At 73.7% G+C, this 14,314-nt stretch carries 15 protein-coding genes; 8 read left to right on the top strand and 7 right to left on the bottom strand.

Annotation, left to right across the window (positions count from 1 at the left end; translation table 11 throughout):
• Nucleotides 1-50 precede the first annotated feature (50 nt).
• Genes ACIP6W_RS08085 through ACIP6W_RS08075 form a run of 3 tightly spaced genes read left to right on the top strand, consistent with a single transcriptional unit; the run spans nucleotide 51 to nucleotide 3,065 of the window.
• Complete coding sequence (locus tag ACIP6W_RS08085) at nucleotides 51-1,022, top strand: CPBP family intramembrane glutamic endopeptidase (protein WP_066654678.1); 972 nt, start codon at nucleotides 51-53, stop codon at nucleotides 1,020-1,022.
• Nucleotides 1,009-2,400, top strand: a complete 1,392-nt coding sequence (locus ACIP6W_RS08080) for a sensor histidine kinase (RefSeq protein ID WP_400428994.1) — start codon at nucleotides 1,009-1,011, stop codon at nucleotides 2,398-2,400. Before ACIP6W_RS08085 ends, ACIP6W_RS08080 begins: the two co-directional genes overlap by 14 nt.
• Nucleotides 2,397-3,065 (top strand): response regulator, encoded by a 669-nt coding sequence (locus tag ACIP6W_RS08075; protein ID WP_251155074.1) that lies wholly within the window; start codon nucleotides 2,397-2,399, stop codon nucleotides 3,063-3,065. The genes ACIP6W_RS08080 and ACIP6W_RS08075 overlap by 4 nt, the downstream gene beginning before the upstream one ends.
• 7 nt (nucleotides 3,066-3,072) lie before the next feature.
• On the opposite strand, the gene ACIP6W_RS08070 is transcribed toward ACIP6W_RS08075, so the two are convergent.
• From ACIP6W_RS08070 to ACIP6W_RS08060, 3 genes are all read right to left on the bottom strand, one after another.
• Nucleotides 3,073-3,774 (bottom strand): HAD family hydrolase, encoded by a 702-nt coding sequence (locus ACIP6W_RS08070; protein WP_066654686.1) that lies wholly within the window; start codon nucleotides 3,772-3,774, stop codon nucleotides 3,073-3,075.
• Entirely contained in the window at nucleotides 3,771-4,367 is a 597-nt protein-coding gene (locus ACIP6W_RS08065) for an NAD(P)H-dependent oxidoreductase (protein WP_066654687.1), read from the bottom strand. The genes ACIP6W_RS08070 and ACIP6W_RS08065 overlap by 4 nt, the downstream gene beginning before the upstream one ends.
• 100 nt (nucleotides 4,368-4,467) lie before the next feature.
• Nucleotides 4,468-5,331 carry a 3-hydroxyacyl-CoA dehydrogenase family protein gene (locus ACIP6W_RS08060; RefSeq protein ID WP_066654690.1) on the bottom strand — a complete coding sequence of 288 codons (864 nt, stop codon included), beginning with the start codon at nucleotides 5,329-5,331 and terminating at the stop codon, nucleotides 4,468-4,470.
• A 76-nt stretch (nucleotides 5,332-5,407) separates the two neighbouring features.
• Between ACIP6W_RS08060 and ACIP6W_RS08055 the strand changes: the two genes are divergently transcribed.
• The 4 genes from ACIP6W_RS08055 (at nucleotide 5,408) to ACIP6W_RS08040 (ending at nucleotide 9,494) form a co-directional block, all read left to right on the top strand.
• Nucleotides 5,408-6,160 carry an acetoacetate decarboxylase gene (locus ACIP6W_RS08055; RefSeq protein WP_251155077.1) on the top strand — a complete coding sequence of 251 codons (753 nt, stop codon included), beginning with the start codon at nucleotides 5,408-5,410 and terminating at the stop codon, nucleotides 6,158-6,160.
• Between the two features lie 9 nt (nucleotides 6,161-6,169).
• Nucleotides 6,170-6,781 carry a TetR/AcrR family transcriptional regulator gene (locus ACIP6W_RS08050; protein ID WP_251155078.1) on the top strand — a complete coding sequence of 204 codons (612 nt, stop codon included), beginning with the start codon at nucleotides 6,170-6,172 and terminating at the stop codon, nucleotides 6,779-6,781.
• Between the two features lie 30 nt (nucleotides 6,782-6,811).
• Nucleotides 6,812-8,476 carry an ABC-F family ATP-binding cassette domain-containing protein gene (locus tag ACIP6W_RS08045; RefSeq protein WP_400428991.1) on the top strand — a complete coding sequence of 555 codons (1,665 nt, stop codon included), beginning with the start codon at nucleotides 6,812-6,814 and terminating at the stop codon, nucleotides 8,474-8,476.
• Between the two features lie 94 nt (nucleotides 8,477-8,570).
• A complete protein-coding gene (locus ACIP6W_RS08040) occupies nucleotides 8,571-9,494 on the top strand; it encodes a L,D-transpeptidase (protein WP_400428989.1) in 924 nt (307 codons plus the stop codon).
• Nucleotides 9,495-9,500: 6 nt separating this feature from the next.
• On the opposite strand, the gene ACIP6W_RS08035 is transcribed toward ACIP6W_RS08040, so the two are convergent.
• Together ACIP6W_RS08035 and ACIP6W_RS08030 are read right to left on the bottom strand one after the other, a co-directional pair.
• Entirely contained in the window at nucleotides 9,501-10,049 is a 549-nt protein-coding gene (locus ACIP6W_RS08035; protein ID WP_400428987.1) for a gluconokinase, read from the bottom strand.
• Entirely contained in the window at nucleotides 10,049-11,614 is a 1,566-nt protein-coding gene (locus tag ACIP6W_RS08030) for a GntP family permease (protein WP_400428985.1), read from the bottom strand. The genes ACIP6W_RS08035 and ACIP6W_RS08030 overlap by 1 nt, the downstream gene beginning before the upstream one ends.
• Before the next feature lie 261 nt (nucleotides 11,615-11,875).
• Between ACIP6W_RS08030 and ACIP6W_RS08025 the strand changes: the two genes are divergently transcribed.
• The gene (locus ACIP6W_RS08025; RefSeq protein ID WP_400428983.1) at nucleotides 11,876-12,598 is read left to right on the top strand and encodes a FadR/GntR family transcriptional regulator; all 723 of its coding nucleotides are present in this window, start codon (nucleotides 11,876-11,878) and stop codon (nucleotides 12,596-12,598) included.
• Nucleotides 12,599-12,968: 370 nt separating this feature from the next.
• On the opposite strand, the gene ACIP6W_RS08020 is transcribed toward ACIP6W_RS08025, so the two are convergent.
• On the bottom strand, nucleotides 12,969-13,577 hold the full coding sequence (locus ACIP6W_RS08020; protein ID WP_066654705.1) for a GNAT family N-acetyltransferase: 609 nt from the start codon (nucleotides 13,575-13,577) through the stop codon (nucleotides 12,969-12,971).
• A gap of 53 nt (nucleotides 13,578-13,630) precedes the next feature.
• Nucleotides 13,631-14,311, bottom strand: a complete 681-nt coding sequence (locus tag ACIP6W_RS08015; RefSeq protein WP_081984910.1) for a uracil-DNA glycosylase — start codon at nucleotides 14,309-14,311, stop codon at nucleotides 13,631-13,633.
• Nucleotides 14,312-14,314: the final 3 nt, after the last annotated feature.

The following is a 14,314-nucleotide window of genomic DNA, read 5'->3' as shown; positions in this document are numbered from 1 at the left end:
CATCCCTCCGCCGGTCGTCCCGACGAACGGTCCTCCCTAGCGTCGGTGTCATGACGAACACGACCGAAGTCCGGCCCGGAGCCGGCACCGCTGCACCCCGCGCAACGGGGGTCCGGGGCGTGGTGTCCCGGCACCCGCTCGCCTCCTTCGCCACCCTGGCGCTCGGCCTCAGCTGGCTCGCGTGGGTGCCCTACATCCTGAGTCCGCACGGCCTGGGCGTGTGGGACCTGCACTTCCCGGAGTTCCTCGGCACGGCCCAGTTCACCGGGATCCTGCCCGGCGCGCTCCTCGGCCCGCTCGGCGGTGCGTTCGTGGTGACCGCCCTCGCCGACGGCCGTCCGGGGCTGCGGCGCTGGGTCGGTCGGCTCTGGCGGTGGCGGGTCTCCTGGTACTGGTACGCACTGGCACTGGTCGGCGTCCCCGCGCTCATCGTCCTGACGGGTCTGCCGTTCTCCGGCGGGAACGTCCAGGCGCCGACCGCCCTCGCCCTGCTCGCCCTCGTGCCGGGTCTCGTGGTGCAGCTGTTCACCACCGGCCTGTCGGAGGAGCCCGGCTGGCGCGACTTCGCTCTCCCCCGACTGCAGGACCGCTTCGGCCCGCTCGGTGCCGCCGCGGTGCTCGGTCCGCTGTGGGCGCTGTGGCACATGCCGCTGTACCTGTCGGACTGGGGCGGGTGGCCGGACGCGCACTGGTCGGAGCCGGTCGTCTTCGCGCTCTTCACGATCACGTTCAACGTCGTGATGACGTGGGTGTTCAACCGCACCGGTGAGAGCCTGCCGATCGCACTGCTGCTGCACGTCGGCGTGAACAACACCATCTCCACCCTGTGGGCGGACATGTACCCGGGGATGACCGCGGGCACGATGATGCACGGGCTCACGATCGTCTCGACGGTGGCCGCCGCCGTCCTGCTGGTCGCCACCCGGGGCCGGCTCGGGTACGACCGCCGGCCGGGAGGCACGGACCACCTCTCCGCGTCGGCCTCCGCCCGCCTCGTAGGATCGAACGATGGCACCCGCTGAAGCGAGTGCGGCTCGCGTCGCCGCCGACCCCCGCACCGCGCGGGAGGTCGACGGCGGCCGCCGCCTGCGCCGCGCCGACGTCCTGGTCGCGGTCGCCACCGCGGTCGTCTCGCTCGCGCTGCTGCTCGGGCTGCCGTACCTCGACACCGTCGACCCGGACACGATCGGACACCCGCTCTCGGCTCCCGAGGTCGGCAGCGCCGACTGGACCGCGGTCGCACTCGGGCTCCTGGTCCAGTCCGCGGTCCTGTTGGCTGCTCGTCGACTCCCCCGGGCGGTCCTCCTCGCGGTCGCCGCCGTCCCCGTCCTCGTGGTCGCCGTCACCTCCGGCGGGGACCTGTTCGGGCTCACCGCGCTCCCCGTCGTCGTGGCGGTGGTGCTCGCTGCCCTCCGGGTGCCACTCACCAGGCTCTGGCCGTCGGTCGTCGGGGCGGCGGCACTCGTGTCCGCCGGCACCGCGGGCAACTGGATCGAGCTGAACGGAGCGCTGTCCGGCCGTTCCCTCGCCGACGCGCTCGGTGACGCGCTCCCCCAGGGCGTCACGCAGGCCATCGGGGCCGTCGGGCTCCCGCTCGTCGTGGCGCTCGTGGTGCGGTCCCGGCGCGAGGTCCGGGCCGCGAGGGACGCCGAGGTCGCCGCCCGGACCGCGGAGGCCTCCGCCGCGGTCCGCGAGCAGGACGCCCGGGTCGACGCAGCCGTGTCCCGCGAACGCGCGGCCATGGCGCGGGAGCTGCACGACATCGCGGCCCACCACCTGTCCGGGATCGCCCTCATGTCGGCCGTCATCGACCGGCAGATCGACACCGACCCGACCGCGGCGCACGAGGGCGTCCGTCAGGTGCGGGAGCAGAGCACCGCGGTGCTCGAGGACCTCCGTCGCCTGGTCGGCCTGCTGCGGGACGACGCCCCCGCGGAACGTGCCGTCGAGACCGTCGCTGGCATCGTGGACCTGGTCGAGCGTGCCCGGTACCGGTCGGACGTGCGGCTCGAGGTCCTCCGCGGTGCGCACGAGGTCGCCGAGGGCGTCGGGCCCCTGGCGCAGCTCGCTGCCTACCGCACCGCGCAGGAGGCACTGGCGAACGCCGCCCTGCACGCACCCGGCGCCGTCGTCACGGTCACGCTCGACGACCGTGCAGTCGACCACCTGGAGCTGACCGTCGAGAACGCCGCACCCGCGGTGTCCGCGCCGAGCGCGGACGCTCCCGCTGGACCGGGCGAGCCGACCCCGGAGGGTCCGGGAGCAGGCGGCAACGGACTGCGCGGGATGCGTGAGCGGGCGGACCTGGTGGGGGCGCGCCTCCAGACCGGGACCACACCGAACGGCGGCTGGGTCGTGACGCTGCGACTCGGACGCGAGACGCCCGAGGTGACCCGGTGATCCGGGTCCTGGTGGCGGACGACCAGCCGCTCGTCCGGGCGGGGGTGTCGGCGCTCCTGGCGGCCGAACCGGACGTCGAGGTGGTCGGCGTGGCGGCGGACGGCGGCGAGGCCCTCACGCTCGCACGGAGCACGCGGCCGGACGTGGCGGTGCTCGACATCCGGATGCCGGTCCGGAACGGCATCGAGGTGGCGCGGGAGCTCTGCGCTCCTGACGCGGACCCGGCGGTGCCGGTGCTGATGCTGACGACCTTCGACCTCGACGACCTGGTGTTCGGGGCGCTCGAGGCGGGGGCGTCCGGGTTCCTGCTCAAGGACGCGGAGCCGGACGTCATCGTCGGTGCGGTGCGGCAGGTCGCCGCCGGGAACGGCACGATCGACCAGAGCCTGACGCGGCGGGTGCTGCGGGAGTTCGTGTCGCGGCGGAGCCTGCAGCCGGTGACGGGCGACCGGGCCTCGGAGCTGCTGACCGCGCGGGAGCGGGACGTGCTGCTGCTCCTCGCACAGGGGATGTCGAACGAGGAGATCGCCGAGGCACTCGTCGTCGAGGTCTCCACGGTGAAGTCGCACCTGGCGCGGATGCTGCCGAAGCTCGGGGTGCGCTCGCGCCTGCAGGCGGTGGTCTGGGCGTACCAGAACCGCGTCGTGGCCGTCCCCGAGGGCTAGGGGGCGGTCACCGCCGTCCGGTGCCCGACGCCCCGTGCAGGGCCGACAGCACGGAGGACCGGACCGCGGCACCGCCGTCGCGGGCCGGGTCGACCAGGACCGCGCGCATCCCCGCAGCACGTGCCCCGGCGACGTCACGCTGCGGGTCGTCGCCGACGAACAGGCACGCGGCGGCCGGCACGCCGAGCTCGTCGGCGACCTGCTCGAACGCGCGTCGGTCCGGCTTGGCCACCCCGATCCGCTCCGACGTGCACACGACGTCGACGAGGTCCGACAGCCCCGTGGCGGCGAGCTTGTCGCGCTGCTGCTCCTCGGTCCCGTTCGTCAGGACACCGACGGGCCGGTCGGCGTCGCGGACCGCGCGCAGGAGCGGAGCACTCCCGGGGAACGGACGCCAGGCGCCCCGGTACGCGGCGAGGTAGCGGCCGAACAGGAGGTCGAGCTCGTGCGGGTCGTGCGGTGGCCGGAGCCCGGCGAGGGGCAGGACCTCGACGAGCCGGGCTCGACGCTGCTCGGCGAAGTCGACCTCCCCGCGTCGCCACCGCTCGAAGTGCCGTTCCTCCGCCTCGGCCCACGCGGCCCGCAGGCGGTCGGTCGCGGCGACACCGAGCGCGCCGAGGAGGTCGTCGACGGCTCGCGCCGCTGCTCCCGCGTGGTCGAACAGGGTGCCGTCGAGGTCGAACACCACGGCACGGACGTCGAGGGTCATCCCCGCACCGCGTCGACGACCCGTCCGACCGCGGCCGCGACGGCCCGCTCGCGCACGGTGGTGTCCTCGTGCTCGGACTCGTGGACGAACGCCGTCGCCCCGCGGGCCGCGCCGCAGAAGTCCACGAGGCCGTGCTCGAGCTGCGTCCGCAGTGCCTGCTCGTACCCGTGCCGCTCGTAGACCCCGGCGTCGTCCCCGGCGATCGGCAGCAGGTGCACCGTCAGTCGGCCGAGCCGACGGTCGATGCGCCCGTCCTCGCCGACGCCGAAGGCCCACCCGTTCACGAACACCCGGTCGAGCCAGCCCTTGAGCAGCGCGGGCACCGACCACCACCACACCGGGAACACGAGCACGAGGTGGTCGATCCCGTCGAGGCGCGCCTGTTCGGCCGCGACGTCGGGCGCCGGGTCGGTCCCCGTCCGGTAGGTGTGCCGGTCGGCGGCGGTGAACCGGGGGTCGAAGCCCTCGGCGGCGAGGTCGGCGACCGTGACGGGGCCCGCGCCGGCGGCGTCGAGCGCCGCCTCGAGGCGGTGGGCGACGGCGAGCGTCAGCGAGTCGGGGTCCGGGTGGGCGGTCACGATGAGCGTCGACACGGCTCGATCCTGCCAGCAGCGGGTGCACGGACGCCCCACCGGACGGGAGGCGCGGTGCGGGCCGGCACCGCGCCTCCCGTCCCGGCGGGTGGGGACGACGTCAGTCGTCGTAGCGGTAGAAGCCCTGTCCGGTCTTCACGCCGAGACGGCCGGCGTCGACGTGCTCGCGCAGCAGGCGACGCGGACCCTCCGGCAGGCGCGGGTCCTCGGCCGCGTAGTGCTCCTCGATGTCGAGGACCACGTCGAGGCCGACCTGGTCCATCATCCGGAAGGGCCCGGCCGGTGCGCCGCTGTTCACCTGCCACATGGCGTCGACGTCCTCGGGCGTGGAGACGCCGTCGGCGACGACCGCGAGCGCCTCGCGCTTGATGGCCGCCCAGATGCGGTTGAAGATGAAGCCGGTCGACTCGCGGCGGGCCAGGAACGGGTGGACGCCGTAGCGGGGCAGCGCCTCGAGCAGCAGGTCGATCACGGCGGGGTCGGTCTGGCCGTCGCTCATCAGGTCGACGGCGTTCTGCTGCGGCGGCATGTAGAAGTGCACGTTGAGGACGCGCTCGGGGTGCGCGACCTCGTCGATCACCAGGCGGCTGGCGTACGAGGACGAGTTCGTCGCGAGGATCGTGTCCGCGGCGACCAGTGCGTCGAGCCGTCCGAACAGCGGGGTCTTCAGGTCCAGGCGCTCGGGCACGGCCTCGACGACGAGCCAGGCGTCGACCACCGCGGCCTCGAGGTCCGCCTCGCCACGGACCGTCCCCGCGGTCGCGCCGTCGCGCGCGGCCACGATCCCGGGCAGGGTCTCCTCGACGTACGCGACGGCGGCGGCACGGACCTCCTCGGACAGGTCGTGGATCCGGACCTCGGCACCGCCGCTGGCGAACATCAGGGCGATCCGGCGTCCGAGGGTGCCACCGCCGATCACGGTCACGGGGCGGTCGGCGGTGTCGCGGGGCGGCTGGTAGGGCACGGGTTCCTGCTCTCGGTCGAGTTCGGTACAGTTCGTATTCGATACAGATCGTATCCAAGTTCCGAAGGAGATGCGCATGCGCGCCGACGACGTCCTCCAGCACCTGACCACCCCGCTCGCCGCGCCGGTCTACCCACTCCGGCCGACCCGGTTCACCGGCCGCGAGTACTTCAACGTCGTCTACCGCACCGACCCCGACGCGCTGCGCGCCGTGGTCCCGGAGCCGCTCGAGGTCACCGAACCGCTCGTCCGGTTCGAGGTAATGAAGATGGGCGAGGTCGACGGGTACGGCCCGTACGTCGAGTCCGGGCAGGCGATCCAGGTCGAGCACGAGGGCGAACGCGGCGAGTACCTGCACGCGATGTACCTCGACAATGCGGCCGCGACCCTCGCCGGCCGTGAGCTGAGCGCCTACCCGAAGGTCCTCGGCACGCCGGCGCTCCGCGTCGACCAGGGCGCGCTCGTCGGCACCCTCGACCGCGGGACCGAGCGGGTGGCCACCGCGACCATGGCGTACGAGTGGGAGCCGCTCGCCCACGACGCCGCCCTGGCGGAGATCACCGTGCCGACCTTCATGGTGAAGCTGGTCCCGGACCTTCGGACCCAGCGCCACCTGGTGGCCGACCTCGTCCGCACCGAGATCACCGACGTGACCGTCGAGCAGGCCTGGACCGGACCCGCCCGACTCCAGCTGTTCGCACACGCCCTCGCACCGATGGCGGACCTGCCGGTGCTCGAGGTCGTCCGCGCCTCGCACATCCTGACGGACCTGACCCTCGCCCCGGTGCGCACCGTGCACGACTACCTGGCCGACCGGCACTCGGCCTAGCCTGGAGCCGTGACCGAACCAGCCGCGCCGCGCGCCGTCCGCCGGCGGAGCAGCACCCGGGCGACGCTCATCGCGGCCGCGGAGGCGATCTTCCAGGAGACCGGGTCGACCTCGGTCAGCGTCGAGGCGGTCGTCGCCCGCGCCGGGTTCACGCGCGGGGCGTTCTACTCGAACTTCCGGACGGTCGACGAGCTGTTCTTCGCGGTCTACGAGCAGCAGGCCGAAGCCGTCTTCGCCGTGCTCGAACACGAGCTCGGCGCCGCACTCGACGGGCACCCGACGGTCGACGGGGTCGTGCAGGGTGTCGTGCACGGCCTGCCGCCCGAGGACCGCTGGTACGCGATCCGCTCGGTGCTCACCACGCGCGCCCGGCACGACCCCGAGGTGAACGCCCTGCTCCGCGCGCACACCGACCGGTTCCACGCGACGCTCCAGCCACTCCTCGTCGCAGCGTTGGAACGAGCCGGCCGGGTCCCCACCGTCGACCCGGCGCTCTACACGCGTGCGGTGGTGGCAGCCCACGTCGGGGCGGTCAGCCAGAGCGTGCTGTTCGACGGGACGGACGCGGTGCGGGTCGCGGCGGTCGAGGGGTGCATCCTCGGGCTCACGCGCCCGGCCTGAGCGCCGTCCCGGCCGTGGGACGATTGCCGGATGACCGCCACGCTCGTCGCCAAGGACCTCGCCGGCGGGTACGCCGCCCGCACGCTCTTCGAGGGCCTCGACCTCACCGTCGCCCCGGGTGACGTGATCGGCCTGGTCGGTGTGAACGGGGCGGGCAAGTCCACGCTCCTCCGCCTCCTCGCCGGCGTCGACGAGCCCCTCGCCGGGACGGTGTCGACGAACCCGCCGGACGCCTTCGTCGGCTGGCTCCCCCAGGAGCACGAGCGCATCGCCGGGGAGTCGGTCGCGGCGTACGTCGCCCGGCGCACGGGCTGCGCCGACGCCACGACGGACATGGACCGTGCTGCCGAGGCCCTGGGCGACCTGGACGGCGGCGACGCAGCGGCCGACCGGTACTCCACCGCGCTGGAACGCTGGCTGGCGTCCGGTGCCGCCGACCTCGAGGAGCGGCTGCCCGTCGTGCTCGCCGAGCTCGGGCTGGAGGCGACCCCGGACGGCTCCGGCGTCGGCCCGGACTCGCTGATGACCGCGCTGTCCGGCGGACAGGCCGCCCGGGTCGGCCTGGCCGCCCTGCTGCTCTCCCGCTTCGACGTCGTGCTGCTCGACGAGCCGACGAACGACCTCGACCTGGACGGGCTCGACCGACTCGAGCAGTTCGTCCGGGGGCTGCGCGGCGGTGCCGTCATGGTCAGCCACGACCGCGAGTTCCTCGCCCGATCGGTGACCGCCGTGCTCGAGCTCGACCTGGCGCAGTCGTCGCACCGGCTGTTCGGCGGCGGCTACGAGGCGTACCTCGAGGAACGCGAGATCGCCCGGCAGCACAAGCGCGACGCGTACGACGAGTACGCCGCGACGAAGGCCGACCTGGTCTCACGCGCACGGACACAGCGCGAGTGGTCGAGCCAGGGCGTGCGGAACGCGATGAAGAAGAACCCCGACAACGACAAGATCCGCCGCCGGGCGGCGAGCGAGTCGAGCGAGAAGCAGGCGCAGAAGGTCCGGCAGATGGAGTCGCGCATCGCCCGGCTCGACGAGGTCGAGGAGCCCCGCAAGGAGTGGCAGCTCGCCTTCACCATCGGCAGTGCCCCGCGGTCCTCGGCCGTCGTCGCCACGCTGTCCGACGCCGTCTACGAGCAGGGCGACTTCGCCCTCGGGCCGGTGTCGCTGCAGGTCTCCGGTGGCGACCGGATCGGCATCACCGGCCCGAACGGCGCCGGCAAGTCGACCCTGCTCCGCGCCCTGCTCGGCCGGACGGCGCCGACGAGCGGGTCGGCGTCGCTGGGCTCCAGCGTCGCGATCGGCGAGGTCGACCAGGCCCGCGCGGCGTTCACGGGCGAGCAGCCCCTCGCCGCGGCGTTCGAGGAGCTCGTCCCCGAGATGACCACCGCCGACGTCCGGACCCTGCTCGCCAAGTTCGGGCTGAAGGCGGAGCACGTCGGTCGCCCGTCCGCTGCGCTCTCACCCGGTGAGCGGACTCGTGCCGGCCTCGCGCTGCTGCAGGCCCGCGGCGTCAACGTGCTCGTGCTCGACGAGCCGACGAACCACCTCGACCTGGCTGCGATCGAACAGCTCGAGCAGGCCCTGGAGTCCTACGACGGCACCCTGCTGCTCGTCACGCACGACCGGCGGATGCTCGACACCGTCCGACTGGACCGGCGCTGGCGGGTCGAGGCGGGTCGCGTCACCGAGGTGTGACGGGACGGCGGGGAGGCCCGTGGTGGACCCGTCGAGCGTCTCCTGAGACACGCTCACGGCCGCGATCTGGTGAACTGGGTGCGGGAGGGGACACATGCGACGCAGGACCTGGGGCATCACGATCGCCGCGGTGGCGGCAGCGACGCTGGCCGCGGTGGGGATCGGCGCGGCCGTGCAGCAGCCGGGACCGGCGGCCACGACCGCCGCGCGGCCGACGTCGGTGCCGACCCGGACGGCCACCCCGACGCCGACACCGAGGCCGACGCTGCCCGCGATCCCGGCAGCCGCGTCCGACGCCGAGCTCGCGGCACTCCCCCTGGCGTTCCACGACGCGGTCGTCCCGGAACTCCTCGACGGCAGCACCGTCCGACCCGACAACCAGTGGCAGATCGCCACCCCGAAGCAGCGCCTCGTCGCGCTCTACGCCGCCCCCTCGGCGGACGCGCGCCCGGTCGCCACACTCGCCTCGACGGTCTCCACGATCGAGACGCCCGCAGCGACCGCCGTCTGGGGCCGGTCGGACGGGGAGGACGGCGGCATGGTCCTCGTGTCGACCCCCGCCCGGAACCGCACGCCCGGCGACGGCGGCGACCCGACCGCGCCGAGCGCCACCTTCGCGTGGGCGCGTGCGTCGGACTTCTCGATCGCGTCGGTCGACCGGATGGTCCGCGTGGACGTCGCCGCGTCGACGGTGTCCGTCGTGCACCAGGACGACTCGGTGTCGGCGTCGGAGCCCGCCCGCCTGGGGACCCCGGACGACCCCACACCCACCGCGACCGCGACGTACGTCGAAGCCGCCTACGTCGATGCGCGCGTGACGTACACGCAGGGCAACCCGATCATCCTGACCGGGGCGCACTCGTCACGCATCCCGCAGTACGGCGGCAACGCGGCCCTCACCGCCCTGCACTACTACCCGGACCCGAACGGCAGCTCGCACGGGTGCGTCCGGATCTCCGCGGCGATGACGAAGACGCTGGCAGAGCTGCCGGTCGGGACCGCGATCTGGTTCACCTGACGTCGGTCACCGGTCGGTGGCGAGCCCCAGGCGCTCCACGACGTCGGCGCTCTCCTCGTCGGGCGAGCGCTCGGCCGACACCGTCAGGTGCGCCTCGTCCGGCTGCGGCGGCTCGAGCGTCGCGAGCTGCGAGGCGAACAACGACGTCGGCATGAAGTGCCCGGCCCGTGCGGACATCCGCTGCTCGACGAGGGCGGGGTCGCCGGCGACGTGCACGAACACCACGCCGGGCGCCCGGAGCACGTCGCGGTAGGAGCGCTTCAGCGCCGAGCAGGTGACGACCCCGGGAGCGTCGTCGGCCAGGTGCGACCGGATCCACTCCGCGATCGTCCCGAGCCACGGCCAGCGGTCCTCGTCCGTGAGCGGGGTGCCCGACTCCATCTTCGCGACGTTGGCGGGCGGGTGCATGTCGTCGCCCTCCGCGAACTCCCACCCGAGCCGCGCTGCGACCGTCGCGGCGAGCGTCGACTTGCCGGAGCCGGAGACCCCCATCACCACGAGGACGCGCGGCTCGGTGCCGTCGGTGCCGACCGGAGCGTCGACGGTCGCGGCCATCAGAAGAACACCCCCGCGATGAGCACGCCGACCAGACCGATGACGGAGATGAGGCACTCGAGCACCGTCCACGTCTTGAACGTCTGTCCGACCGTGGTGCCGAGGTAGCCCTTGACGAGCCAGAAGCCCGCGTCGTTGACGTGCGACAGGAACACCGACCCGGCACCGATCGCCAGCACGAGCAACGAGGTCTCCGGCGTGGACAGGTCGGCTGCGATCGGCGCCATGATGCCGGCGGCGGTGACGGTCGCGACGGTGGCGGAACCGGTGGCGACGCGGACGAGGGCGGACACCACCCAGGCGACGAGCAGGACCGAGATGCCGGACTCCTGCACCGCGTCGGCGATCACCCCGCCGATGCCGGTGTCGATGAGCACCTGCTTGAAGCCACCGCCCGCGCCGACGATGAGCAGCACGCCGGCGACCGGGGGCAGCGCGTCCTCGAGGGACTTCGCCACGGCGCTCCGGTCCATGCCGCCGCCGATCGCGAAGAAGACCATGGCGAAGACGGTGGCGATCCCGATGGCGATCATCGGGGTACCGAGGAAGTCGAGCAGCGACACCCAGCCACCCGCGGCGTCGGGGGCGACCGCCTCGCGGACCGCCTGGGCGAGCATGAGCACGACCGGCAGCAGGATGCCGACGAGCGCGACGGCGAACGACGGGCTGCGCGGTTCGCTGATGACGCGGGTGAAGTCGCTCTTGCCGTTCGGCAGGGACGCGGTGTCCTGCGTGGCGGGGCCGCGACGCGCCTCCCGGCCGGCGTGCGCGGGGTCCGACGGCCCCGAGCCACCGCTGCCGGACGTGCCGGAACCGCGCGAGCCGAACATGTCCGGTGCGGGGATGTCGACCCAGCGGGCCGCGAAGCGCGCGAAGACGGGACCGGCCAGCACGATCACCGGGATCGCCAGGACGATGCCGAACGCGAGCGTCGTGCCGAGGTTCGCGCCGACCGTCGAGACCGCGACGAGCGGGCCGGGGTGCGGCGGCACGAAGGCGTGCATGGTGGAGAGGCCGACCAGGGCGGGCACCGCGATCTTCATGATCGGGACACCGCTGCGCTTCGCGACCAGCACGATGATCGGGATGAGGAGCACCAGGCCGACCTCGAAGAACATCGGGAGGCCGATCAGCGCGCCGATGAGCGCCATCGTCCACGGCAGCGCGGCCTTCGACGAGCGACGGACGAGGGTGTCGACCACGCGGTCGGCGGCCCCGGAGTCGACGAGCATCCGACCGAACATCGACCCGAGGCCGACCAGGATGCCGACGCTCGTCATCGTCGACCCGAAGCCGGTGCCGAAGCTCGTGACCGTCTTGTCGGGCGCCAGACCCGCACCGATCCCGACCCCGAGCGCGCCGATCGTCAGCGCGACGAACGGGTGCACCTTGAGCCAGGTGATCAGCACGATGATGACGACGATGCCGAGCAGCGCCGCGACGATGAGCTGACCGATCGGGCCGGACGGGTCGACGGTCTGCGTGCCGCCGCCCTCGGCGGCCAGGACCGTGAGGCCGTGCAGCGCGTCGGCCGCCGCGGTTCCTCCGGTGGGTGCGTGAGGCATCTGTGCCCCTTCCTGGAGCCGCTGCCTCGCGGCTCCGTCGCCTTCGTGTGCGTGTGCGTGTCGTACGCTCCGGACGGCCGCTCGGCGCGGCCGCCTCCGGGTGTCCGATCGGGCACCCCAATAATCTGATAAATCAGACTGTACAACGATCTGCCGCGCGGCACCCGCCGTCCGGCGCATTCTGCCGCTTCGATGGAGTCCGCGTCACAGGGACGGGACCGTCACGCGCCGTCCGTCCCGCAGAGCACGACCGGAGGAACGATGACCACCGCCCGCGGCCTCCATGCCCACGTGCTCGAGACCCTCGGCCAGCGCATCGTCGACGGGGTGCTGCCCGCCGGCACCGTCGTCCGGCCGGAGCTCGTCGCATCCGAGTCCGGCGTCTCCCGCTCCGTCGTGCGCGAGGCCCTGCGCGTCCTGCAGTCCCTCGGCCTGGTCGAGCCCCGGCAGCGGGTCGGCACGCAGGTGCTCCCCGTGTCGTCGTGGGAGCTCCTGGCGCCGACCGTCATCCGGTGGCGCGGCGCCTCGCCCGCGTACTTCGTGCAGCAGCGGGAGCTGCTCGAGCTCCGTCTCGGGGTCGAACCCGTCGCAGCGGCCCTCGTCGCGGGGAACGCCGGAGCGTCCGACGACACCGGCTCGCCCGGTCAGGCGCTCCTGCTCGCCGCGCGGGACATGCTCGACGCCTGGGGCCGGGAGGACAGTCGCGCCTACCTCGAGGCCGACGTCCGCTTCCACCGCGCACTCCTGACCGGGTCGGGCAACGCCGTGTTCACGCACTTCGCCGGCACCGTCGAGGCACTCCTGCGGACGCGGACGTCGGAGTCGCGGGACACCATCTCCCGCTGGACCCGCGACGCCGCGGTCCGTCATGAGGCGGTGGCGCTCGCCGTGGTCGCCGGGGACGCCGCCGCTGCCGGCGAGGCGGCCACGGCGCTGCTGCGCGTGACCCGTGACGAGTTCATCGCCGAGGCGCCGGGCGCCTGACGGAACCGGGCGAGCCCGGCGCAATCGGGCGGACCTGACGGAACCGGGCGTACCTGACGGAACCGGGCGTACCTGACGTTCCCAGAGCACCAGGGACGCCCGGAACGACCAGCCATCGCACACGTCATGGGAAGGATCGGGCAGCCGGGAGGCTCGCGGCGACCCCGCCACGCGCCTCCCGCCCGGCGCCGCCCGACACCGACGGACCCGCACCCGTGCAGGAGGCCGCAGGATGCTCGAGACGCCGCACGGATGGCGAGACGCCGCGATCCGGGCGGCGTCTCGCGCACGTCGAGGGCGCTCCGCGCCGACGCCGGCGTCTCGCGCACGTCGGACACCGCTTCGACGGCGCAGCCTCGGACCGCTCGCGTCAGCGCCCGGCGCGCGCGAACAACCGCGGGCCGCGCAGGCGCAGCCGCATCGTGACGGTGCCGAGCCAGCGGTCGTACTTGTAGCCGACCTTGCCCATGCGGCCGACCTCCTCGAAGCCGAGTCGCTCGTGCAGCCGGATCGAGGCCTCGGCCTGCCGGTCGGCGATCACGGCGATGACCTCGCGGACGCCGGCGGCACGGCACTCCGCGAGCAGCGCCTCCATGAGGGCCCGTCCGAGACCCTTCCCGCCCGACGCGGCACCGAGGTAGATCGAGTCCTCGACCACGTGGTTCGACCGGTCGCGGGGGTTCCAGGGGTCGACCAGGGCGTAGCCGAGGATCTGCCCCGAGGGGTTCTCGGCGACGAGGAACGGCAGCCCGCGCCGGCGCACCTCGTCGTAGCGCTGCTTCCAGCGGGCGAAGGTGAACGCCGACGGGTCGAAGGTCACCGACGAGTTCCGGACGTAGTGCGTGTGGATCTCGCGCACGTCCGGCAGGTCCCGCGGGTCGGCGGCCCGGATCGTGTACGAGAACGTCGCCTCGGCGGGCACGGGCGCACGCAGGTGTCGCGGCAGGACACGACGGCGCTGGTATTCCTCCTCGAGCACGGTCCGAGCCTACGGGCTGCGATGCGCCCGGGGCCATCGCACCACGAGGGGTGTCAGGCGGGGAGCGTCCAGTCGACCGGGTCGGCACCCTGCTCGCGGAGGAGCGCGTCGACCTGCGAGAACGGCCGGCTGCCGAAGAACCCGCGGGAGGCGCTGAGCGGGGACGGGTGCGCCGACGCCACGACCGGGGTGTCGCCGAGCAACGGGCGGACCGACGCGGCCTGGGCGCCCCACAGGACGGCGACGAGGGGCTTCCCCCGCGCGACGAGCGCACGGACGGCCTGGTCGGTGACGGCCTCCCAGCCCTTGCCGCGGTGGCTGCCGGCGGCACCGGCCTCGACGGTCAGCACCCGGTTGAGCAGGAGCACGCCCTGCTCCGACCACGCCCGCAGGTCGCCGTGCGGCGGAGGCGTCACCCCGAGGTCGTCGTGCAGTTCGCGGTAGATGTTCGCCAGGCTGCGCGGGACCGGTCGCACGTGCGGGTCGACGGCGAAGGACAGCCCGATCGGGTGTCCGGGTGTCGGGTAGGGGTCCTGGCCGACGACGAGCACCTTCACGTCGTCGAACGGCTGCGTGAAGGCACGCAGCACGACGTCACCGGCCGGCAGGTAGTGCCGACCCGCGGCGACCTCGTCGCGGAGCCAGTCGCCCATCCGGTGCACGTCGGCCTCGACCGGTGCGAGGGCCTCGGCCCACCCGGGGTCGACGAGGTCGCGCAGCGGGTGCGGGCGCACGGA

This window comes from Curtobacterium sp. NPDC088465, from assembly GCF_044753165.1.
Lineage (GTDB): Bacteria > Actinomycetota > Actinomycetes > Actinomycetales > Microbacteriaceae > Curtobacterium.
Note: the sequence above shows the minus strand (reverse complement) of the source record. Positions and strands in the feature narration are given on the sequence as shown.